This is a genomic window from Gilliamella sp. X-46, assembly GCF_057063525.1.
This window is the reverse complement of the sequence record NZ_JBXSQH010000016.1, coordinates 1-22,507: the sequence shown is the minus strand read 5'-3', so window position 1 is coordinate 22,507 and position 22,507 is coordinate 1. Positions and strand designations below refer to the sequence as shown.

Genomic DNA, 22,507 nt, shown 5'->3' with positions numbered 1-22,507 from the left:
ACATTTTCTCAATCATATCATTGATATTTTCCTATATAACTAAATAATAATTAAAGTTCTACGGTCAGTATTTATTATGCAATATCTTTAGCGATATACTTTTGACTGTTATTATTAATTAATAAAAATAACCCAATCAATGCACCAAATCCAAATAATCCAATAACATAAATGGCAGGCGCCATTTTGCTCACAAAATCACTCAAAAAGGAGATCAACAAAGGGGTTAATCCGCCGGTAATGGCGTAAGCCATATTAAATGAAAACGATACCCCACTGTAACGAATCTGAGTAGGAAACACGGTCACCATAAAATAAGCAAAAGAACCGACAATACCAACGACAAAACCCGTTAATGAATAAGTCACGAATAAAAGGTGCGGATTATCTAATGAAAGATAAAAAATAGCGATAACAATGGTTGCAATAGTACAACCTATAAATATCACTTTTCCCATAGCAAATTTATCCATCATCATGCCATAAAAAGTACAACTTATAATGAGCCCAATAATTGCCAATATATTTCCTTGCAACGCATCGATCGGCGAGTAGCCAAATTGCTTTTGTAATAAAATTGGTGTCATTAGCATAATCACCATAATACCTGCAGATAGCACCCAAGTGAGTAACATTGACAAAATAGTCTGAGGTAAATACTGCGTTAACACAGTTATAACTGGTATTTTTTTAGCCAATTCTTGTTGTTTACGCTTTTGCATTTCCAGAAAAATTGGTGTTTCTTTTAACCAACGACGTAAATACATTGCAATCAATCCAAAAACACCACCGATAATAAATGGTATACGCCATCCCCAATCAATGAGTTGTTCGGCTGATAAGAATTTATTCATAGCTGCTGAAACTAACGAACCGAGTAAAATACCTAGACTTAATCCACTGGTTAAAATGCCACATGCCAATCCAATTTTATTTTTCGGCACATGCTCAGCAACAAAAGTCCAAGCCCCTGGAACTTCACCACCAACCGCTAATCCCTGACACAATCGCATTAATAACAATAATAGAGGTGCAAAAATACCAATATGCGTGTAAGTAGGTAAACAACCTATAAATAGTGTTGGTAATGCCATAAGTAATATACTTAACGTAAACATTTTTTTGCGACCGAACAGATCGCCAAAGTGCGCCATTACAATACCACCGAATGGGCGAATCAAATATCCAGCAGCAAAAATACCAAAAGTTTGAACTTGACTAAGCCAAGCCGGCATATCATTTGGAAAAAACAGATGACTTATGGTTATTGAAAAAAAGACAAAAATAATAAAATCATAAAATTCTAATGCTCCACCTAATGCGGAAAGAGCCAATGTTTTATAGTCCTGAACATTTAGAGTTCTTGTCGGTGTATGGGTTACTACATCTTGCATGTGGATCCTTGTAAATTATTGTTTACAAACAGTTTAACATTGTGAACTACTATACCCTAACGCTTATTTTTTTAAAGGAAATCTTTGCTCGCACGATGATGTAAACTCAATCATCATCGCATTACATAATAATTGAGTTCGCTTTAATTAAGTATAGCGCTAAAACTAGCACAAATGATTAATAAACAACCAAACAAAAAAACTACAATGAAATCTCATAATAAATGGGAGAGCTATAAAATGGCTAAAAAATGTATTTCTCGTGGCAAATTCACACGTATGCAGCAACTATCAAACCAAGATGGTGTTATCGCTGCGTTAGCGATCGATCAACGAGGTTCAATGGTTAAGATGATGGAATCGGCCGTTGGTAAAGATCGTTATCATATTGATATGGTGTATGAATTTAAAGAGCTCGTTTCTCAAGAGTTAACTAAATATGTCAGTGCAATTTTGTTAGATGAAGAATATGGCTTTAAAGGCATGGCTGCCAAAAATAGTAATGCAGGATTAATCATGTCATACGAAAAAACTGGATATGACGCTAATACGCCAGGGCGATTACCCGATATTTTGCCCGAAGATTCATTACAACGTTTAATAAAAAAAGGGGCGGATGCCGCAAAAGTATTGGTTTATTATAATCCTGATGATCCTCAAGATATTTTAGATAAAAAGCACGCTTTTTTAGAACGTTTAGGCAATGAAGCAAGAGCTGCCGATATTCCTGTTTTTGTTGAACCTATTGTATATGATAACGTGATAACTGACGATAAAAGCCCTGAATTTGCAAAAATCAAACCACAAAAAGTCATTAATACCATTAAAGAATTTACTAAAGAACAATATTACATTGATATTTTAAAAGTCGAAGTTCCTGTGCTGTTTAAAAATGTAGAAGACTTTAACGACAACAACGTCGTTGTCTACACGCAAAAACAAGCAGCAGACTACTTTAAACAAGCCAGCGATGCCGCAACGCGCCCTTTCATTTATTTAAGTGCGGGCGTACCAACAAAAACCTTCCACCAAGAACTGATTTTTGCTGGTGAAAATGGTGCTAAATATAGCGGTATTTTAGGCGGTCGTGCAACATGGTTTGAAGGTGTTGCAGCCTATGCAAATGGTGGTAAAGAGGGCTTAAAACGTTGGTTAGATCAAACTGGTCGTGAAAACGTTGAACAGCTTAACAAAATATTAAAACAATACGCTACACCTTGGTATGATATCTATGGTGGCAAAGATAATATTGAAGTAATTGATATTAAATTAAGTAATTAATAAATCAAAAAAACAAACGGGGGTTATTTCTATTTCCCCCGTTCTTTATTATGATGTGACGTTTTATAACTATGGCTTAACATCAAAAAAATAGTAAAATCGACATTCCTGATTATTAAATGGCTCTATCAAAAAACAGATCAACCTTCGTGCGGTCTGCCATTGATTGAATATAAGCCTTAATTTTAGGTGGAAAAGTTAAAGTTTTTACACACGTCAAATTTCGTAAAATGGGAAACAAACAGATATCATCTAAAGACAATTGACCATTACACGCATTTGGCGAAACAATCAATGAATCAAGTTTATTTAATACATCTGAAACGTCAGAAACTAACGAATCGGTTTGCATCAAACATTCATCAAACGAACCCATTTTCTTCGATTTACTAGTGACAAAATAATCAATAGCACTTTGTGTTGCAAATTCGGCTAAACCCAGTTTTATATAACGTGGACACACTAGCTTATAATCGTATTGTTGTAACTGTTTTATTCGCTTTGCAATATCTGAAGATCTCAAACCAGTTAAAATCGGACTGCCGCCATAATTGGTATCAACATAATCAACAATATCTAGGCTTTCTGGCATATAACTGCCATCATCTTTTTGTAAAATAGGTGCCATTTTTTCACCAATCATACGTTCTGGTAATGCAAAATCATCGCTCAGTAATACCTGCTGTTCAACCGATACATTTTTTAAACCAAAAATCATTCTAGCCCTGACACAAAAAGGACAATGTTCATAAATATATAGTTTCATTTTCGACTCCTTAAGCAGTCAATTGCCCAACATAAAAAAGCTAATCCCAAAAAGAATAAAAAAATCTTACTCACAGCAAATAGCGCTTTAAAATAACCAACCTGCACAACATTAATAAAAGGATAAGGATATTGATTAGTACAATAACCTCGAATAAAAATATAAACGCCATATCCAATCATCGATAATAGTGATCCAACGATAACCTTAACATTAATTCGTCGAAATGGCCCCCAAATAAACCAACTTAATACTCCCAAAATAGGGATGACAACATGTAAACTTTCATTAGCTATTTTCAACAGTGTATTAGGTGGATTATGAATACTTCTTAACACCAAGTTATATATAATAGTGGTGATAATCACACCAACTAACCCATTCAACCGAATAACTTTAAAACTATACCGCTGACAATTAGGATTGGCAGCTAGCCAAAAACAACTCAATGCCAACATTAAATTCGATAAAACAGTAAAGAAACTATAATAATAAACTAATCGCCCTATTGAAGAACTTGGTTGCCAAGGACGAAATCGAGTATGACAATAAATATAAGTTTCCATGGCAATAATAAAGATAGCAAACAGCGCAATAAAAAGATTAACACTTCGCTTTAACATAAATAATATTAAAATAACCAAAACCGCAGTATATAGTAATTAATCAAGAAAATAAAAAAATAAGCTACAGCTGTTATAAAAGAAACTTATTGACAAATAGTATATAATGTAACGAATAAATGTAATGTAGAGATGATTTTGATGTCTAATCAAGACACGCCAACCCAAAATAAACGGTTAATAGAACGTTTTCTAGATTCATTATGGCTAGAAAGAAACTTAGCTGAAAATACCATTGAGTCTTATAGGCATGATTTGTTGGCATTAAGTCAATTTTTACAACAACAAAATATCACCTTTCTGACTACTCAAACACATAATTTGCAAGAATTTTTAATGCAACGAGTAAAAGATGGGTATAAAGCAACTAGTTCGGCACGCTTACTTAGCGCAACTAAACGTTTTTTCCAATATTTATATCAAGAAAATTATCGTACCGATGAGCCCTCTGCGGTGCTATCATCCCCTAAACTTCCCAAAAAATTGCCTAAAGATTTAACCGAATCACAAGTGAGTGCGTTACTTGAATCCCCCAGTATCGAAGATCCTATCGAATTAAGAGATAAAGCCATGTTAGAAGTACTTTATGCAACAGGCTTGCGCGTGTCCGAGCTAGTAAATTTAGAAATTAGTGATATTAGTTTACGACAAGGCGTCGTAAGAGTTATAGGAAAAGGAAACAAAGAACGCCTAGTACCACTGGGTGAAGAAGCCATTTATTGGCTTGAATATTATTTTAAATATGCCCGAAACGATCTTCTAAAAAACGGTGCTATTGACGCTCTCTTCCCAAGCCGATTAGGTAAAAAAATGACACGACAGACGTTTTGGCATAGAATAAAATATTATGCCATACTGACTGGCATCAATATTGAGGCACTTTCGCCCCATGTGCTTCGACATGCTTTCGCAACCCATTTACTTAATCATGGAGCGGATTTACGTGTTGTACAAATGTTGCTTGGACACAGTAGCTTATCAACTACACAGATTTATACTCATGTGGCAACAGAAAGATTAAAACAATTACATAGTAAACATCATCCTCGAGCATAATACTCGAAAAAATAAGGATAATTAAATGAAAAAATTAGTTTTAGGTTTGGTATTAATATCAACTACAGCGCTAGCAAGTAATGCCGATATTATTAATTCGATGGGTAAATTAGGCTACAATGAACAAAATATCAAAATTACAACTAGCCCCATAAACGGTTTAAAAAGTGTCAAAACACCTGATGGTATTTTTTATGTTACTGATGATGGAAAATACCTAAGTCAAGGTCCTATTTATGACGTTCAAGGCGATCAACCTGAAAATATCGCCAATAGCTACAATCTTAGCTTAATAAAATCAATTGAAAACGATGCTATCGTTTATAAAGCTAATAATGAAAAATACATCATTTCAGTTTTTACTGATTACACTTGCCATTACTGTCAACTACTACATGAAAATATCAATAAATATTTAGACGCGGGTATTTCTGTACACTATTTTGCTTTCCCTCGCGCAGGCGCTGACAGTGATGTTGGTAAAAACATGCAATCCATTTGGAGTGTAACTAACCGTAAAGCAGCATTTGAGAATGCTTATAAAGGCAACACCATTCCTAAAGCTAACAGTATGGTGCCTTACGTAACACAGCAATTCAATATCGGTAGAAAAATCGGAATTAATGGTACACCAGCGATTATTTTACCCGATGGACAATTGGTTTCTGGTTATGTTCCAGCAGATAAATTAATTGAAACTTTAGATAAAAAAGTAACTAAATAACAATTAACAAATTATTTCTGTTAAAAATTAAAACATAATACATGCTAGCGCCAACACGCTAGCATATAAAATATGAAAAAAAATAAATTAATACATCGTAAATTAGTTGAAGTATATCCAGAATTTACTAATGATATTCCGCTATTATTGCAGCGAATTTATGCTTTACGTGGCATTACTAGCATGCAAGAGCTTGACTACAGCACGCGCAATCTTTGCAATTACAATAAATTAGAAGGTATTGAAAAAGCCGTTGAAATTCTTTATTCAGCAATGAAGAATAATGAACACATCATGATTGTTGGCGATTTTGATACCGACGGCGCTACAAGCACAGCCTTAACAGTTAGAGCACTTAAAAATATGGGCTGTCAATTTGTTGATTACATCATTCCAGATCGCTTTGACGATGGGTATGGATTAAGTATATCGGTTGTAAAAAAAGCTATTCTACAAAAAGCCCAGCTCATTATTACCGTTGACAATGGCATTTCTGCCACTGAGGCTGTTGATTTTGCCAAACAATCAAATTTATCGGTTATTATTACCGACCACCATTTATGCCCCGACCGATTACCTAATGCCGATGCAATAATCAATCCTAATTTACCTAATTGCAGTTTTCCATCCAAGCATTTAGCTGGAGTGGGTGTAGCTTTTTATTTTATGCTAGCTTTACGCGCAAAATTACGACAAGAAAATTGGTTTGCTGACAAAAATTTGACCGAATATAATGTGACAAATTTATTGGATTTAGTTGCTTTAGGTACTATTGCTGATGTGGTTAAACTTGATCACAATAATCGGATTTTAGTTCATCAAGGTATAAACAGAATTCGATCAGGTTATTGTAGTGAAGGCATTAAAGCCTTATTACAAATCGCTAAAAAAGATCAAGCTTCTTTAACCTCAACAGATTTAGCTTTTTACATAGCACCAAGGTTAAACGCAGCAGGCAGAATGGACAATATGGCATTAGGCGTTCAATTATTACTTTGTGATAATTATGATTCAGCTATCAATAAAGCCACTGATCTTGATAATCTCAATAACGATCGAAAGCTCATTGAACAAACAATGCATAAAGAAGCTTTATCTTTTATTGAAGAAGTCGAAAAACAAAACACCTCCATTCCTAACTTACTTGTGTTTTATCACCCTGAGTGGCACCAAGGTATTATTGGCATTTTATCGTCACGTTTAAAAGATAAATATTATCGACCAGTTATATCATTTGCCTCAACTCAAGATGGTTTTTTAAAAGGCTCTGGTCGCTCAATTAAAGGGCTACACCTGCGAGATCTTATTGATGAGTTAAATCAGCAACACCCTAATTTAATAGCCAGCTTTGGTGGCCACGCAATGGCGGTTGGATTAACTATTCGCGAAGAAGATTTAGAACGTTTTAAAATCAGCATTGAAGCACTCTTAAACACACGATTAAAACCTGATTTACTAAAACAGATTATTGAAACCGATGGTGAAATAGATAGCCAAGATTTTACTTACGCAATTGCCAAACAGGTAAAAGAATCGGGCCCATGGGGCGAAGGATTTTGTACCCCCATTTTTGATGGTGAATTTATTATTCATCAACAGCGATTATTGGCCGACAAACACCTTAAATTAGTGTTGGAACCCCAAAATGGGGGTCCACTTATTGATGGGATATTTTTTAATGTAAATAGACAGCAATGGCCAGATCAATCAATAAAAAATGTAAAAGTAGTTTATCATCTAGATGTCGATGAATTTCGTGGTAACCAAGCACCAAATTTAATCATTAAACATCTATGGCCTATCGCATAAGCTACTAGAATCGATTATAATTACAAAATTGCGCCGAATTTACATCTAAATTGCTGACCAAATAGACAATGGTACCCAACATCATTAATATAAAATTTATACAACATTAAGGATAAAAAATGCATATTCATATTCTTGGAATTTGTGGCACATTTATGGCAGGGATTGCATTAATAGCTCGTTCTCTAGGTCACAAAGTAACAGGCTCAGATAAAAATGTTTACCCACCAATGAGCACACTTTTACAAAAAGAGCATATTGATATCATTGAAGGATATGAGCCATCACAACTAACATCTACACCAGATTTAGTCATCATCGGTAATGCCCTATCACGAGGTAATCCTTGCGTTGAATATATTTTGGATAATAATATTCCTTATATTTCAGCACCTCAGTGGTTACATGATAATGTATTACGCGATCGTTGGGTCATTGCTGTAGCTGGCACACATGGAAAAACCACAACCGCAGGGATGATCAATTGGATTTTAGAAAAACAAGGTTATAAGCAAGGTTTTGTGATTGGTGGTGTACCTGGCAATTTTGATGTTTCAGCAAGATTAGGCGAAGGTAATTTTTTTGTCATTGAAGCGGACGAATATGACTGTTCATTCTTTGACAAACGTTCAAAATTTATGCATTACTGTCCTAAAACACTGATCATGAACAATTTAGAATTTGATCATGCAGATATTTTTGATGATCTAAGTTCAATTCAAAAACAATTCCACCATCTAGTTCGTTTAGTACCAAGCAAAGGACTAATCATCTCACCACAAGAAGATGTAAATTTAAAACAAGTATTGGCTAAAGGCTATTGGAGCGAACAAGTATTTACTGAATCAGAAACAGGTTGGTTGGCACAACGCATCAGCAATGATGCAAGCCATTTCGCTGTTTTCTATAACAATAAAAAAGTAGGTGAAGTCAAATATTCATTAGTGGGCGAACATAATATGCATAATGCATTAATGGCAATCGCAGCTGCTCATAATGTGGGTATTGAACCTGCTGACGCCTGCTTAGCATTAGGTTCGTTTGTGAATGCAAAAAGACGCTTAGAACTCTACGGTGAAGTTAATAACATCGAAATCTATGACGACTTTGCACACCACCCAACAGCCATTTTAGCAACATTAGAAGCTTTACGTAGCAAAATCGGTGCTAACCGTCGCATTTTAGCAGTTCTTGAACCCCGTTCAAATACAATGAAATTAGGCATATCTAAAGATGAGCTAGCCCCATCGCTTGGACGTGCAGACGAAATTTTCATCTTCCAACCGGAACATCTCCCTTGGCTAGTTGCTGATGTAGTGGATGCTTGTATTCAACCAGCTTACTGGACTGGCGACATTGATTTACTAGTTGAAATGATCACCAAATCAGCTCGACCAACAGACGTAATTTTAATTATGAGTAATGGTGGCTTTAATGGTATTCACAACAAGATTTTAGAAAGTCTAGAAAAAAAACAAATAAAAGATCGAGAAGAGCAACCATTAATCTAGTCACGATATATTAATAACAACATAAGATATGCTCATCACAGGGCATATCATACAAAAGGATATATCATGACATAATAGCTATGTTATGTCGCAGAATAAAATTGAAAAATTTATCTCATGACGCCCAATTAATTACAGTGAACCGTAATTGCTAGCCCACCCCGTGATGTTTCTCGATATTTTGCATTCATATCTTTTCCTGTTTCATACATGGTTTTAATCACCTTATCTAACGATACTTTTGCCGCAGTAATTCGTCTTAAAGCCATTCTCGTTGCATTAATTGATTTTACCGCAGCAATGGCATTACGCTCAATACAAGGTACTTGCACTTGACCGGCAACCGGATCGCAAGTCAATCCTAAGTTATGTTCCATCGCGATTTCTGCAGCCATGCAAACTTGCTCAGGATTACCCCCTAAAAGCTCAGCAAGCCCTGCCGCAGCCATAGAACAAGCAACACCCACTTCTCCTTGACATCCAACTTCAGCACCAGAAATAGACGCATTGATTTGATAAAGTTGCCCTATCGCACCACAAGTTAGAAAAAATCGAATATAAATATCTGGTGTCACTTCGTTAATAAATTTATCATAATAAGCCAGCACAGCTGGGATAATACCACACGCCCCATTTGTTGGCGCCGTCACCACTCGACCACCAGCAGCATTTTCTTCACTAACAGCAAGCGCAAACATATTTACCCAATCAATAACCACCATGGGATCACTAATAATTTTATCTTTGGTCGTAGATAATTGACGATATAACGAAAACGCACGACGAGGGACTTTTAGTGGTCCAGGTAATAATCCTTCAGTATTCATTCCACGCTTGATACATTTCAAAATAGTTTTTCCAACTCGCGAAAAATAATGTTCAATTTCTTCATAAGTGTGTAATTGCAGCTCATTTTTCATCATAATACTGGAAATTGACAATGAATTATCTTCACAATGTTTTAGTAACTGTTCCGCTGAAGAAAATTGATAAGGAAGTTTTATTGAATCTTGCTCTTGTTGACCAAATTTTTCCTCTTCAACAATTTGACCACCACCAACAGAATAATACGTTTTTTGAAATAGTAATTTATCACCATTATAGGCACTCAACGTCATGCCGTTTTCATGTAATGGCAAAAATTTGGAATGAAACACCATACAACTATCCAAAGGAAAGTCGATTTCGTAACGATTATGATAAATCGGTAAACGGTGAGTTTGGCTTAATTTTTCGATAAAAACAGGAATATTATCAATATCAACAGTATCAGGTTTTTCACCAGCTAACCCCATAATGATAGCAATATCAGTTTGGTGCCCTTTACCTGTTAACGACAAAGAACCATAAACATCAGCAACAATTTTAGTAACCGATGACATCATATCATTGCTAATTAGTTGATCAACAAACGCCTTCCCAGCTCTCATTGGTCCAACTGTATGCGAACTTGAAGGACCAATACCAATTTTAAATATTTCAAATACTGAGCTCATTTTACTCCTTGAAATTATTATCTTTTATTTTTAAAGTAAATAAAAATCTATTCATAATAGGAAAATATTATGCGGTTCACCATAACATAATTAAGCTTAGAATGAATATTTAAATAATTTTGGCAAAAAACGAGTAAGAGAAATTTCAAATAAACGGTATTTTTTAGTAAAAAAGACATAAACAATATAGCGATTATACCTATTGAAATTTAACATTTTATAGTGAAAAAAATAATGTTAAAAATCCCAAAATTATAAAATAACTAATTTTAAAGGCTTAATTATTAAAGATTGTATTTCAATCAAGAATTGAATCATAATAACAAATTATTCCTGTTTCTAAATGCTCAATTTCTAACTCGCCACCTGTTAAAATTTCATCACCAGAAAAATAACTTGGCTTTCTTTTTAGGGTCACTTTTCCCAAAAGCTCATCATTGTAATAAAAATACCCTTCATCACTAATTTTATTATAAGGATCATCCGATTCCATCAATCCTGTACCACAAGGACAATCGATAGAATCAATCCTATGACCATCTTTAGTTTCGCACCCATCTCCTCGCCAGCCAAAATCCAAAATTTCATCATAACTTAAATCCATTAAATAATATTTGGTTATTTTCACAGGATAATAGAGTATAGCAAAGACTAATAGCACATAAATAATATGCGATATTTTTAATTTTTTGAGTTTCATTATTTTCTTATTACTTATTACTAAATTACTTGTATGAATAAAAGGCACAGGTAATGCCTGATTCAAAATCCTTAACGTACAGTTCCCCACCAGTAAATCGTTCTAAAGGAATATAATCAGGTTTTCTTTTCAAATAAACTTTTTTCATCAGATCACTACCAATAATATAGCCATTCCCATCTTTGATATAAATACCGTTACTGTTATACGGATTCAACATGTATTCTCATTCACCCACATAAGCTCCATCATTTCTTCATAACTAAAATCAGTTAAATAATAAATAATAAATTTAACTGATTGGTATAATACCAAAACCACAAAAAAGGCTGCCACCAAGCGTGATAAATTTAATTTATTCATATCGATTTTTCCTATTACTCATGCTGATAATTTACAATTAATCTTTATGATTCACAATAATTATCAATAAAATTGCTTTAGTGTTGCGTTGGGTACTGCTAAACTAGCTCACATTTTTATTATATTTATAAATAAATTATTTTCGGGATAAATTTATGCGAACCAGTAAATATCTTCTTTCAACGTTAAAAGAAACCCCCGCTGATGCAGAAGTCATTAGCCATCAATTAATGTTACGTGCAGGCATGATCCGTAAAGTGGCTGCGGGTTTATATACTTGGCTTCCCACTGGTTACCGAGTCCTTAAAAAAGTAGAAAATATTGTTCGTGAAGAGATGAACAAAGCAGGAGCAATAGAAGTATTAATGCCGGTCGTGCAGCCTGCTGATATTTGGCAAGAAAGTGGTCGTTGGGAACAATATGGCCCAGAACTATTACGGATTAAAGATCGTGGTGATCGTGATTTTGTATTAGGACCAACTCACGAAGAAGTCATTACTGACTTACTACGTAATGAAGTAAGTTCATACAAACAATTACCACTTAATGTCTATCAAATTCAAACTAAATTTCGTGATGAAGTACGCCCACGTTTTGGTGTGATGCGTTCGCGTGAATTTATTATGAAAGATGCATACTCTTTCCATACCACACAAGAATCATTGCAAGAAACTTATGATGATATGTACAAAGCCTATAGCGCTGTATTTACACGCGCAGGTTTAAACTTTAGAGCAGTGCGAGCTGACACAGGATCGATTGGTGGTAACTGGTCACATGAATTCCAAGTATTGGCCGACAGTGGTGAAGACGACATCGTGTTTTCAACAGAATCGGACTATGCCGCTAATATCGAAATGGCACAAGCACAAGCGCCAACACAAAAACGCTTAGCGCCGACTAAAGCAATGGAACTGGTTGATACACCAAACGCCAAAACGATTGAAGAATTAGTCGAACAATTCAATTTACCAATTGAAAAAACCGTGAAAACCCTAATGGTGAAAGCCACAAAAGAAAGCGGTCACCAACTTGTTGCGCTATTAGTCCGTGGAGACCACACCTTAAACGAAATCAAAGCCGAAAAAATTGATATCGTTGCCTCACCACTAGAATTTGCAACCGAAGAAGAAATCCGTACGATTGTGAATGCAGGGCCTGGCTCATTAGGACCAATTAACTTAAATATGCCAATCATCATCGACCGTGATGTTGCAGTCATGAGCGACTTTGGTGCGGGTGCAAATATTGACCACAAACACTACTTCAATATTAATTGGGAACGCGACGTTGCCCTGCCTCGTATTGAAGATATCCGCAACGTGGTTGAAGGCGACATCAGCCCTGATGGCAAAGGCACATTACAAATCAAACGAGGGATTGAAGTTGGTCACATATTCCAACTTGGAACCAAATACTCTCAAGCTATGAAAGCAACAGTTCAAGGCGAAGATGGGCAAAATCACGTTATGATCATGGGTTGCTACGGTATTGGGGTTAGCCGAATTGTGGCAGCAGCAATTGAACAATGCCACGATGAACGTGGTATTGTTTGGCCTGAAGCCATTGCACCATTTAGTGTCGTGATTATTCCAATGAATATGCACAAATCAGAAAAAGTCCAAGCCACGGCCGAAAAACTTTACGCTGATCTACAAGCTGCTGGCATTGAAGTTCTTTTTGACGACCGCAAAGAGCGCCCAGGAGTAATGTTTGCTGATGCTGAACTAATTGGTATTCCACACACAATTGTCATTGGTGAGCGTAACCTTGAAAACGGCGAGGTTGAATACAAACATCGCGCTGGTGGCGACAAACAAATGGTAAAAACAGATAACATTATCGACTTTATCAAACATCGAACTCAATTAGCTTAACGTTCAAATAACTTACTAAATAGCCTAAAAGCACAACTGCAATAAACCAATTACTGTTGTGCTTTTGCATTTTTTATCGTACTCCAAACCACCATCACCTAAGCAACCACTAAAAAGCTAAATTTGATTACAAATTCAAAGTGATATTGTATTTTTTTTCAGCTAAAATAAATCAAAATAAATCTTATCTCAATGGGTTGAAATAATGTTAAAAAAAGTCATGGCATTTACACTATCTGCCTCGTTATTATTACAAAGCACACCTATCGTTTATGCTGATAACATCAACCTACCAGACATGGGTACTGCCGCGGCCACAACCCTCAGTATTGGCCAAGAAATGGAAATGGGCGATTACTACATACGAATGTTACGTGCCAGTGCGCCAATTATTAACGACCCAGTTTTAAACCAATATATTAATGAGTTAGGCAAAAAATTAGTCACTAAATCAGAATCAGTAAAAACCCCTTTTCAATTTTACATTATGAAAAGCGATGTACTTAACGCCTTTGCTTTCTTTGGTGGGAATGTCGTCATTCATTCACAATTGATATTAGACACCGACAACGAAAGCCAATTAGCTTCAGTCATGGCGCACGAAATTGGACACGTCACCCAACGCCACTTAGCCCGAGCAATGGAAAACCAAAACCGTAACAGCCCTTATGTGTGGGGAGCAACATTAGGCTCCATCTTACTGACTTTAGCGAATCCCGAAGCTGGCATGGCGGCAATAACAAGTACTATGGCAGGTTCGGCGCAAAATATGATTAGCTTTACACAAAGTAACGAACAAGAAGCCGATCGAGTTGGTCTTAAAACGCTATCAAAAGCAGGATTTGATCCTTATGCTTCATCGGAGTTTTTACAAAAACTAGCCGATCAAAGCCGTTTTAGTAGCAAACCACCCGAAATATTACTCACTCACCCACTCCCCAACAGCCGAATAACCGATATTCGCAATCGCACATTACAATACAGCAAAAAAAACGTAACACCTTCATTAAACTATTATTTAGCAAAAGCACGATTAGCAATTTTAATCAATAACAAAAAAAATGCCGGTAAACTACTCATACAAGATTACAAAAAACTAAACAATGAACAAAGTAACATTGCCGCTATTTATGGCAACGCTTTAACTGACAACGTAAGCGGTAACAACCAAAAAGCTAAACAACAATTACAACCCTTACTAGACAATGATCCTAATAATATTTGGTATATCGACTTAATGACAGATATTGATTTAGCACTCAATAATAACAATGCAGCCATTACTCGCTTACAAGCGGCGTTAAAAAAAGCACCCGATAGCTCGGCATTGCAATTAAATCTAGCAAATGCATACATAAAAAACCAAAATTATCAACAAGCGGTGAGTTTATTACATCGTTACACTTTCGACCATAATGACGATACTAATGGTTGGGATTTGCTCGTTACAGCTTATGGTGGGTTACGTTCAAGAGCTCAAGAAATGAGTGCTCAAGCAGAAGTCAGTGCATTAAAGGGGAATTTTAAACAAGCGATTATAATTTTACAAAACGCGAAAAACCAAACCAAAGGCAATCAAATAATGATGTCCAAAATCGATGCCAGAATCAACCAATTACAACAACTACAAAAACGTTATGCGGCTTATATGCGATAATGGATTGTAACAATAACTTCTCGACTAATCATCGAAATAGTACTAGTCGAGAAGTTAACAAAAAGCTTATTTTTCAGACAAATGATCCACATTATTGTAGAATTTTACTGTAAATTTTCCAGCTGACTGATTATCATCTTGCTTATAATTAACTACACTAATGCTCGTATTGAGCATCCTCGGAAAATAATCCTCATCACGATGTAAACGCCAATCGCCACCATTTAAAACACAAAGCAATATACGCAATACCGTACCATGTGACACAACCAAAATGTTCCCCGAATCATGAGGCGCATTTTGCACAATAGTGTTTAGTCCTTGCTTCATACGCGCTAAAATATCGGGGTAACTTTCGCCTTGGTTAACAGACGAATCAAAATTAGCCGGATCAGTCAAATAGACATTAAATTCCGGCACATCTTGTTTTAAAGTGGGCACATACTTACCTTCCCAAAGGCCAAAATCCATTTCACGCAGATCCGCAAGCTCAGAAGTAGGAATAGCCATATTATTTTCATTCACAATATAATTACGTGTATCCATTGCACGTTTTTGAGGACTTGAATAAGCTTGCATAAAAGGTACATCTTTTAAATATTGCCCAGTTAATTTAGCACCTAAAATACCTTGTTCGGTTAATGGAGAATCTTTTGACCCTTGCATCTGATCTTTAACATTCCATTGCGTTTGACCATGTCTAATTAAATATAAATTTAAATCTTTCATTCGTACTAACTACCTTTTCTATTTAAAAATTCTGTTTGCTGATATTTATCTTTTCTAAGATAGTTTAAACAGCTCTGTAAAGCATCATCCATAGGTGCATTTAATTGCATCTCTTGTCCCGTTTTAGGATGAATAAATTTGACGCTAGCGGCATGTAAAAACAACCGATTAAGCTTAGTGCCAGCTAACAATACATCAAACTGCCTATCACCATAACGATCATCAAAAGCAATTGGATGATTAGCATATTGCGTATGGATGCGGATTTGATGGGTACGTCCAGTCACAGGGCTGGCTTTAATCAAAGTGGCAAAATCAAAACGCTCTTCAACTTTAAACCGTGTTTCCGATGGCTTACCCTCTTTATCGACTTTCACCACTCGCTCGCCGCTTTTCAATACGTTTTTAAGTAATGGAGCCTGAATCACCTTACATTCAGAAGACCAATTCCCCTTAACAAGCGCCAAATAATTTTTTTGCATTTGTTTAAGGCGCAACTGTTCATGTAACGCTTTTAATGTAGAGCGTTTTTTAGCGATCAACAACACACCCGATGTTTCGCGGTCAATACGATGCACCAACTCCAAAAACTTAGCCTCGGGTCTTAGCGCACGTAAGCCTTCAATTACACCAAAACTTAAACCACTACCGCCATGAACGGCAATACCCGATGGTTTATTAATCGCTAATAAGACATCATCTTCATAGATAATGGACTTTTCTAAATCAGCGACTTTATTAAGCTTGGTTGAAATTTCTGGCGTGGCTTTTTCAGCTACGCGAATAGGAGGGATACGAATTTCATCGCCAATATTTAATTTATATTCAGGTTTAATTCGCTTTTTATTAACACGAACTTCGCCCTTTCTTAAAATACGATAAATCATACTTTTTGGCACACCCTTTAAATAGGTGATTAAAAAGTTATCAATTCGTTGTGTCGCATTTTCCTCTGAAATGGTAACAAATGAGACTTGTAACTTGGTTTGTGGAGCATTTGAGTCCATAAAAAATGATTAATCCGCCATCAATAAATAAAGTCGTTTACATTATTCAAAAATAAATTACACTATCGACATTAAAGAATCACGATAGATAATATCCAATATAATTAAAGAAAAATGATTATAACGGAATATGGAGGAATAAAATAGTATGTTGTCACTGCTTAATCAATACTCACAAAGCAGGTTCGCTTGGTTCTTATTGTTCTTTTCCACGCTTAGTTTTGAAATAACCGCACTTTATTTTCAACATGGTCTAGGGCTGGCACCTTGTACACTTTGTATTTACCAACGTTGTGCCATATTTGGCATCATGCTAGCTAGCATCATAGGACTAATTGCACCTAAAAACATATTTGCACGGTTAGTGGCCATTTTAATTTGGCTTTTTAGCGCCTATAAAGGATTTGCTTTAGCAACATTTCATGCCCATCTACAATTTGAACCAAACTTAAGTGACACTTGCTCACTCAGTCCTCAGTTTCCAGCTTGGTTACCATTAGACTCATGGTTACCTAGTTTATTTAATGCTTACGGATCTTGCGCTGATAAAATATGGACATTTTTAACTATCGAAATGTCACAATGGATGATCATCATCTTTGCTTGCTACCTTATTGTCGGCTTAGCCATATTAGTATCACAGCTATTTTCAGCACCTAAAAGCTCAATGTGGAGCAAGTAACACTATTTATAGAGCTAGCACTTTTTGTTGATTTTGTTAGAATGTGTGACAATTTTATTTTACAAATTGTCACACACAAATGCTTTTGGAATATCACCCACCTATTAAACCTTGGCTGTCTATTTTATATCAAGATGATCACATTGTCGTTGTCAACAAGCAACCTGGTATCTTATCGGTTTCAGGGAATAAACCTCAATTTATTGATAGTATTATTCACCGTTTGCAACAAAAATATAGCTATGTCGAATCCGTACACCGACTAGACATGGCAACCAGTGGCATCATGGTTGCCGCCTTATCGAAACTTGCCGATCGTGAAATAAAAAAACAGTTTCGGGAACGCATTCCCAAAAAAACCTATATCGCCGTTGTTCATGGGCACCTTGAGCAGGACACTGGCCGTGTTGAATTACCCCTAATTTGCGACTGGCCCAACCGCCCAAGGCAAATGGTCGATTTAGAAAATGGCAAACATGCACTGACTGAATATCAAGTTATTGCTCGCAATCCCGACAATACAACACGAGTAGAATTATTTCCTTTTACCGGACGCTCTCACCAATTGCGTGTTCATATGCAAGCCATTGGCCACCCAATTTTAGGCGATAAATTTTATGCGCATCCCGAAGCATTTGCTATGTCTAAAAGACTGCTATTACACGCTCAATTACTCACGATTAATCACCCAAAAACAGGCGAAAGTATGACGTTTAGCTCTGAGCCCGATTTTTGAAATACAAAACCGGTTTATACCAATGGCTAAAACTCATTAAAATAAAGGAAATTAAAATGCAAAAAATTGTATTAGCAACAAACAACCAAGGTAAAGTGAATGAATTGCAAAAATTACTCGCCGATGCCGGTTTTGATATTATTGCACAAAGCCAATTTAACGTACCTGATGCCGATGAAACAGGTTTAACATTTATTGAAAATGCCATATTAAAAGCAAGGCATACTGCCAAATTAACAGGACTGCCTGCCATTGCTGATGACTCAGGCCTAGCGGTCGATGCGCTGGGTGGACAACCGGGGATCTATTCAGCGCGTTATGCGGGTGAACATGGCAACGACAAAAGCAATAATCAAAAACTTCTTACAGCATTACAAAACGTCCCCAAAGAAGCCCGCACAGCCTACTTCTATTGCGCGCTTGTCTTTATGAGACACGAAGCCGATCCAACCCCCATCGTCTGTTTAGGCAAATGGAATGGCTTTATCTTAAATGAAGAACAAGGTGAAGGCGGTTTTGGCTACGATCCACTTTTTTACATCCCAGAATTAGGCTGCACTGCAGCACAGCTCACCAAAGAACAAAAAAGCCAAATATCACATCGAGGCCAAGCACTTAAGCAACTTATTGCAAAAATTAAAACTGATTATTAATGATTAACAATATTATTTATATTCAAAATTGTATATCAAGAAACAAACAGTATATAATTAATGCATCAATGGGCGTGGAGTTAATATTGTGATTCTACTGATAGTAAGTGGTCGCTCCGGTTCGGGCAAATCAATAGCCCTACGAGCGCTGGAAGATATGGGATTTTATTGTGTTGATAATATCCCCGTTGCGTTATTACCACAATTAGCCAATTCATTAAAAGACAACAACACACCTGTGGCAATTAGCATTGACATACGGAACTTACCTGAAAATTTTGACGTCAATAACGACATTTTTCAACGCTTACCACAATCAGTAACGCCAGAAATCATCTTTTTCGACTGCAGTCGCAACACCCTAATTCGACGCTATAGCGAAACAAGGCGCATCCACCCATTAACCAATCAACGCTACTCTCTTGAAGAAGCCATCGACCTTGAAGAGGCTTACCTAGAGCCATTAAAATCGCACGCAAGCCTCATCATCAACACCGACAACCTTTCAGTCCATGAACTATCCGATATTTTAAGATCACGTATTTTAGGTAAAAAAGAGCGCGAATTAACCATCATATTTGAATCATTCGGCTTTAAACATGGCTTACCGGTTGATGCTGACTTTGTCTTCGATGTCAGATTTTTACCCAACCCACATTGGGATATTAGTTTGCGCCCACTAACAGGGCTAGATGCACCTATCAAAGAGTACTTACTAAAACATGACGAAGTATCCCACTTCATCTACCAAACAGCCAATTACTTAAATCAATGGCTACCATTGTTAGAAAAAAACAACCGCAGCTACTTAACCATCGCCATTGGTTGTACAGGTGGACAACATCGTTCGGTCTTTATTGTTGAACAATTAGCATCGTTTTTTAAAGCACAAAACAAACAAGTACAAATACGTCACCGAACGTTAGAAAAACGCGAAAAAAACAGTTCTACTCATCAACCAGCTTAAGGTTTACGATTTCCTCAAGTCGGCGTTCGCATTTTTCAATAATTTCTTTCAACGTTATTTTAGGTTTATGGTTTACAGAATCTGACACCGTCGTAATTAGCTGACTGAGTTTAACCAACTTAATATCTGCAGGTAAATTAGCTAACTTAGTTCTTAACACATTAACCGTCTGCGGATGTGGATGACCAATAGCAATCGCCACACCATTTTTACGAGCCAATTTCACGGCCAAATCAAATTGCTGACTAATTGCGCTTTCGGTTTGCTTATCATCTAAAAAAACATCACGCGTTAACACAGGTATATTATAGTCCAGAGCAGCTTTTTTAACTTGGGTTTTACCGATGGTTTTACTATCCAAAAAAAACATTGAATAACGACTCAGCGCTTTCATCACATTTATCATACCGCTTAGATTAGAAGTCATCAAACTACCCATATGGTTATTAACCCCAACGGCATAAGGCACCCGTTCAACAGCATTATCGACAATGACTTTAACTTCGCTTTCATTCATCGAAGGAAACAAAGTATCTTTTTCTAACGGTTGTTTATTCATTGGCGCCATAGGCAAATGGATAATCACATCATTACCATGCTCATGAGCCATCGTAGCAATACGTTTAGCATTAGGCGAGTGTGGCAAAACAGCAATGGTAATAAAAGGCGAAAACCCAATAATCTGCTCCTCATTATGTTGACGATAACCAAAATCATCAATAACCAGCACCAATTGCCCCGCAGATAAAACCGGTGAATTTAGCACCAATAAACTAATAACCAGCATACCAATAAAACAGCGCATTACTTTAACCACCCACTTGGATCAAGTGCCTTACCATCACGGCGAATTTCAAAATATAAAGCAGGCGTATTTTGCCCCCCACTCGAACCAATCAACGCAATGGCTTGTCCGTTTTGAATCTTATCGCCCACCTCAACCAAAATACGTTGATTATAGCCATACAAACTCATATCGCCCTTACCATGCTCAAGCGCCACAACAAAACCATAACCTTGCAACCAACTCGCCAATATCACCCGTCCATCGGCAATAGCTCGCACCTGAGCACCATCTTTAGCATTAATGACCATCCCCTTCCAATGTAACTCACCTTGAAGCGATTCGCCAAAACGGTGAGCAACACTACCGCTAACAGGCCAATTAAACTGATGTTTCGGCTTACCAATACCACTCACCCGCGCCATCAATGCCCGCTCATCAGGGTTAAGGGTATAGCTTGTATTTTTTTGCTTCTCTTCAATATGTTTTGCCTGCCTTGCTTCTTCTTCAGCTATGCGTCGGCTTTCCTTTTCTGCTTGAGCAATTTTGGCTTGTAATTTGGCCTCATTGTTACGCAAACTGGCTAATTTTTGTTGATTTTCTTGCATTGACAATTCAAGCGAAGATATTGTCTTTTGCCGATTTTGACGGTTCTTTTCAAGCCCAGCTTGCTGTTCTTTTTGCTTGCTTTGCAAGGCTTTATGGGTTTCTTGTTTTTTTTGCAGTTCTTGCTTTTTATTGGCTAATTGGGCTTGCGTATCTTCAAGCGCACTAATTTGCTGTTGTCGTGCATTATTAATATAACTGAAATAAGTAATAATGCGATCATTACGCTCACTCTTCTCGCCCGAAAAAACAAGTTCAAACCCCGTCGCATTACCCAGTTTAAATGCACTTTCTAACTGTTTTGCCAGCACAGCTCGTTGCTGTTTTTGTTTTACTGTTAGTAAATCAATTTGTTTAACTAAGCTATTGATGTCTTGATCAAGTTTTCTAAGTGATAAATCGTTTTTTTCAATCGACGTTAACAATTTCGCGATTTCGGTTTCTTGCTCTTTAAGATCATTAACCAGCTCGGTACGTTCTTTTTTTTGCTGTGCTAGGCGCTTTTCTTGTTCTTCGATCGAATGACGTAGGGATTGGAGTAGCTGATTGTCATCAGCGTATGAAAAGTTAACTTTAATTAACCCCACAAGAACAATAATTGCAATTTTTTGATAAATAGACATGGTGTTGTATTTGTGATTGATAGCCGAGCAATAATGATGATGTCACTATACCGATAATTAGGGCAAGATGCAAAATGAAAACCAATTGTAATGTGGGGGGAGATTGTTTTTTTTAGAAAAAAACACTCAAAAAAACTTTAATAAAATCAATACCTTTTCTGACCGATTTTTGGCGGAAAATCAGGCCTTTTTTGTTTTGGTGAATAGAATAAATTGGGTGCGGTTTTGAACTGCCCCCCAAAAGTTGGATTGTTTAAATCTACTTTTGGGAACAAAATTATGGCAAAAAAATATACATTCGATTTTAAAAAACAAGTTATTGAACATTATTTTAAGAGTAATGATGGTTATGGTTTAACCGCCCGACGCTTCCAAATGCCTGCTAATACAGTTGAATGTTGGGTAAATTTATATAGAAGAAAAGGCATTGAAGGACTAAAACCCGTCACAAAACCAAGGTGTT

The 22,507-nt window shown here is 36.4% G+C and carries 23 protein-coding genes; 12 read left to right on the top strand and 11 right to left on the bottom strand.

The features are described 5' to 3' along the window. Positions 1-74: 74 nt before the first annotated feature. A complete protein-coding gene (locus ACYIAJ_RS09310) occupies positions 75-1,394 on the bottom strand; it encodes an MFS transporter (RefSeq protein WP_483560191.1) in 1,320 nt (439 codons plus the stop codon). Between the two features lie 240 nt (positions 1,395-1,634). On the opposite strand from ACYIAJ_RS09310, the gene ACYIAJ_RS09305 reads away from it, so the two are divergent. Then, positions 1,635-2,675 (top strand): tagatose 1,6-diphosphate aldolase, encoded by a 1,041-nt coding sequence (locus ACYIAJ_RS09305; RefSeq protein WP_483560190.1) that lies wholly within the window; start codon positions 1,635-1,637, stop codon positions 2,673-2,675. A 115-nt stretch (positions 2,676-2,790) separates the two neighbouring features. Here ACYIAJ_RS09305 and grxB read toward each other — a convergent pair whose 3' ends face one another. Together grxB and ACYIAJ_RS09295 are read right to left on the bottom strand one after the other, a co-directional pair. Next, positions 2,791-3,441, bottom strand: a complete 651-nt coding sequence (grxB, locus tag ACYIAJ_RS09300) for a glutaredoxin 2 (RefSeq protein WP_483560188.1) — start codon at positions 3,439-3,441, stop codon at positions 2,791-2,793. After that, positions 3,438-4,064, bottom strand: coding sequence for a Pr6Pr family membrane protein (locus tag ACYIAJ_RS09295; protein ID WP_483560187.1), 627 nt, complete (start codon positions 4,062-4,064; stop codon positions 3,438-3,440). Before ACYIAJ_RS09295 ends, grxB begins: the two co-directional genes overlap by 4 nt. Before the next feature lie 141 nt (positions 4,065-4,205). Here ACYIAJ_RS09295 and xerD point away from each other — a divergent pair, with 141 nt between their 5' ends. From xerD to mpl, 4 genes are all read left to right on the top strand, one after another. Beyond that, on the top strand, positions 4,206-5,120 hold the full coding sequence (gene xerD / locus ACYIAJ_RS09290) for a site-specific tyrosine recombinase XerD (RefSeq protein WP_483560185.1): 915 nt from the start codon (positions 4,206-4,208) through the stop codon (positions 5,118-5,120). A 25-nt stretch (positions 5,121-5,145) separates the two neighbouring features. After that, on the top strand, positions 5,146-5,844 hold the full coding sequence (gene dsbC, locus ACYIAJ_RS09285; RefSeq protein ID WP_483560183.1) for a bifunctional protein-disulfide isomerase/oxidoreductase DsbC: 699 nt from the start codon (positions 5,146-5,148) through the stop codon (positions 5,842-5,844). A gap of 72 nt (positions 5,845-5,916) precedes the next feature. Then, on the top strand, positions 5,917-7,653 hold the full coding sequence (recJ, locus tag ACYIAJ_RS09280) for a single-stranded-DNA-specific exonuclease RecJ (RefSeq protein WP_483560181.1): 1,737 nt from the start codon (positions 5,917-5,919) through the stop codon (positions 7,651-7,653). Positions 7,654-7,772: 119 nt separating this feature from the next. Further along, positions 7,773-9,164 (top strand): UDP-N-acetylmuramate:L-alanyl-gamma-D-glutamyl-meso-diaminopimelate ligase, encoded by a 1,392-nt coding sequence (mpl, locus tag ACYIAJ_RS09275; protein WP_483560179.1) that lies wholly within the window; start codon positions 7,773-7,775, stop codon positions 9,162-9,164. 128 nt (positions 9,165-9,292) lie between these two features. Here the strand turns inward: mpl and ACYIAJ_RS09270 are convergent, their stop codons facing one another. The 4 genes from ACYIAJ_RS09270 to ACYIAJ_RS09255 all read right to left on the bottom strand — a co-directional run bounded on the left by ACYIAJ_RS09270 (position 9,293) and on the right by ACYIAJ_RS09255 (position 11,723). Then, entirely contained in the window at positions 9,293-10,660 is a 1,368-nt protein-coding gene (locus tag ACYIAJ_RS09270; protein ID WP_483560178.1) for an L-serine ammonia-lyase, read from the bottom strand. Between the two features lie 298 nt (positions 10,661-10,958). Beyond that, positions 10,959-11,426 carry a hypothetical protein gene (locus ACYIAJ_RS09265; RefSeq protein ID WP_483560176.1) on the bottom strand — a complete coding sequence of 156 codons (468 nt, stop codon included), beginning with the start codon at positions 11,424-11,426 and terminating at the stop codon, positions 10,959-10,961. Continuing rightward, positions 11,386-11,580, bottom strand: a complete 195-nt coding sequence (locus ACYIAJ_RS09260; RefSeq protein WP_160402763.1) for a hypothetical protein — start codon at positions 11,578-11,580, stop codon at positions 11,386-11,388. Before ACYIAJ_RS09260 ends, ACYIAJ_RS09265 begins: the two co-directional genes overlap by 41 nt. Beyond that, positions 11,574-11,723, bottom strand: coding sequence for a hypothetical protein (locus ACYIAJ_RS09255; RefSeq protein ID WP_160402761.1), 150 nt, complete (start codon positions 11,721-11,723; stop codon positions 11,574-11,576). The genes ACYIAJ_RS09260 and ACYIAJ_RS09255 overlap by 7 nt, the downstream gene beginning before the upstream one ends. A gap of 155 nt (positions 11,724-11,878) precedes the next feature. Between ACYIAJ_RS09255 and proS the strand changes: the two genes are divergently transcribed. Both proS and bepA read left to right on the top strand, forming a co-directional pair. Further along, positions 11,879-13,600, top strand: coding sequence for a proline--tRNA ligase (proS, locus tag ACYIAJ_RS09250; RefSeq protein ID WP_483560174.1), 1,722 nt, complete (start codon positions 11,879-11,881; stop codon positions 13,598-13,600). Positions 13,601-13,805: 205 nt separating this feature from the next. Continuing rightward, a complete protein-coding gene (gene bepA, locus ACYIAJ_RS09245) occupies positions 13,806-15,257 on the top strand; it encodes a beta-barrel assembly-enhancing protease (protein WP_483560173.1) in 1,452 nt (483 codons plus the stop codon). A gap of 66 nt (positions 15,258-15,323) precedes the next feature. Here bepA and ACYIAJ_RS09240 read toward each other — a convergent pair whose 3' ends face one another. Then, positions 15,324-15,986 carry a histidine phosphatase family protein gene (locus ACYIAJ_RS09240; protein ID WP_483560171.1) on the bottom strand — a complete coding sequence of 221 codons (663 nt, stop codon included), beginning with the start codon at positions 15,984-15,986 and terminating at the stop codon, positions 15,324-15,326. A gap of 5 nt (positions 15,987-15,991) precedes the next feature. After that, positions 15,992-16,993, bottom strand: coding sequence for a 23S rRNA pseudouridine(955/2504/2580) synthase RluC (gene rluC / locus ACYIAJ_RS09235; RefSeq protein ID WP_483560170.1), 1,002 nt, complete (start codon positions 16,991-16,993; stop codon positions 15,992-15,994). 148 nt (positions 16,994-17,141) lie between these two features. Here rluC and dsbB point away from each other — a divergent pair, with 148 nt between their 5' ends. The 4 genes from dsbB (at position 17,142) to rapZ (ending at position 20,031) form a co-directional block, all read left to right on the top strand. Further along, positions 17,142-17,675: a disulfide bond formation protein DsbB gene (dsbB, locus tag ACYIAJ_RS09230; RefSeq protein ID WP_483560168.1), complete on the top strand. Its 534-nt coding sequence runs from the start codon at positions 17,142-17,144 to the stop codon at positions 17,673-17,675. A 79-nt stretch (positions 17,676-17,754) separates the two neighbouring features. Continuing rightward, on the top strand, positions 17,755-18,411 hold the full coding sequence (gene rluA / locus ACYIAJ_RS09225; RefSeq protein WP_483560166.1) for a bifunctional tRNA pseudouridine(32) synthase/23S rRNA pseudouridine(746) synthase RluA: 657 nt from the start codon (positions 17,755-17,757) through the stop codon (positions 18,409-18,411). A 56-nt stretch (positions 18,412-18,467) separates the two neighbouring features. Next, positions 18,468-19,064: an XTP/dITP diphosphatase gene (locus ACYIAJ_RS09220; RefSeq protein WP_160402750.1), complete on the top strand. Its 597-nt coding sequence runs from the start codon at positions 18,468-18,470 to the stop codon at positions 19,062-19,064. 88 nt (positions 19,065-19,152) lie between these two features. After that, positions 19,153-20,031, top strand: a complete 879-nt coding sequence (gene rapZ, locus ACYIAJ_RS09215) for an RNase adapter RapZ (protein ID WP_483564690.1) — start codon at positions 19,153-19,155, stop codon at positions 20,029-20,031. Here the strand turns inward: rapZ and ACYIAJ_RS09210 are convergent. Together ACYIAJ_RS09210 and envC are read right to left on the bottom strand one after the other, a co-directional pair. After that, positions 20,012-20,836 carry a divergent polysaccharide deacetylase family protein gene (locus tag ACYIAJ_RS09210; RefSeq protein WP_483564689.1) on the bottom strand — a complete coding sequence of 275 codons (825 nt, stop codon included), beginning with the start codon at positions 20,834-20,836 and terminating at the stop codon, positions 20,012-20,014. The genes rapZ and ACYIAJ_RS09210 overlap by 20 nt on opposite strands. Continuing rightward, positions 20,836-22,044, bottom strand: a complete 1,209-nt coding sequence (gene envC, locus ACYIAJ_RS09205) for a murein hydrolase activator EnvC (RefSeq protein WP_483564688.1) — start codon at positions 22,042-22,044, stop codon at positions 20,836-20,838. Before envC ends, ACYIAJ_RS09210 begins: the two co-directional genes overlap by 1 nt. A gap of 279 nt (positions 22,045-22,323) precedes the next feature. Between envC and ACYIAJ_RS09200 the strand changes: the two genes are divergently transcribed. After that, positions 22,324-22,507 (top strand): transposase (locus ACYIAJ_RS09200; RefSeq protein ID WP_483564687.1); only part of this gene is annotated, 184 nt, incomplete at its 3' end.